We start from the raw sequence: 1,004 nt of genomic DNA on the forward strand, positions 1-1,004 counted from the left end.
CGGCGGTATTTGTTGACCATGGGGCAGTCGAAGGGGTCGCGGGCGGCGAGGCCGACCCGGTTGAGGTAGGTGACCACGGCGGCGTAGGAGGCGCCGACGCCGACTTCGGTGTAGGGGACCTTGAGGCGTTCGCAGTGCTCGCGGACGATCTCGGCGGCGCGGCGCAGGTGCGGGCGGGGCATGTCCGGGAAGAGGTGGTGTTCGATCTGGAAGTTCAGGCCGCCGAAGGCGTTGTTGATGAAGGATCCGCCGCGGATGTTGCGTGAGGTCAGGACCTGCTTTTGGAAGAAGTCGAGTTTGCTGTCCTCGGGCACGACCGGCATGCCCTTGTGGTTCGGGGCGAACGAGGCGCCCATGTAGAGGCCGAACACGGCCAGCTGCACGCCCAGGAAGGCGAAGGCCATGCCCACGGGCAGGAACCAGAAGAGGATGCCCAGGTAGGCGGTGAAGCGCACCGCGAGCAGGGCGAGTTCGACCCAGCGGCCGGGGACGGTGCCGCGGCGGAACAGGGTCATGATGGAGCGGGCGTGCAGGTTCAGGCCCTCCAGGGTGAGCAGGGGGAAGAACAGGTAGCCCTGGCGGCGGGTGATCCAGGCCTGCAGGCCGCGGGCCTTGGCGGCGTCCTCTTCGAGGAAGGAGATGGTGTCGACCTCGATGTCGGGGTCCTTGCCGCGGGTGTTGGGGTCGTTGTGGTGGCGGGTGTGCTTATCGATCCACCAGGCGTAGCTGATGCCGACCACTCCGGCGGCCAGGACCCGGCCGGACCAGTCGTTGGCGCCGCGGGTCCGGAAGATCTGGCGGTGGGAGGCCTCGTGGGCCAGGAACGCGGTCTGGGTCAGGACCACGCCCAGGGCCGCGGCGATCAGCAGCTGGAACCAGGTGTCCCCGAGCAGGGCGAACCCGGTCCAGGCCGCCCCCATGGCCAGGGTGAGCAGGACGAACACCGAGACATAAAAGCGCCGGCGCCGGGTCAGCAGCCCCTCCTTCCGGACCTGCTTCAGCAG

Annotated in this window: 1 protein-coding gene; it reads right to left on the bottom strand. The window is 68.5% G+C overall.

What is annotated here, in order from left to right; genetic code table 11:
• Nucleotides 1-1,004 (bottom strand): fatty acid desaturase family protein (locus tag GVV86_RS18400; RefSeq protein WP_159803665.1); only part of this gene is annotated, 1,004 nt, incomplete at both ends.

Origin of the sequence: Arthrobacter zhaoguopingii (assembly GCF_009828595.1) — a bacterium.
GTDB classification, from domain to species: domain Bacteria; phylum Actinomycetota; class Actinomycetes; order Actinomycetales; family Micrococcaceae; genus Arthrobacter_D; species Arthrobacter_D zhaoguopingii.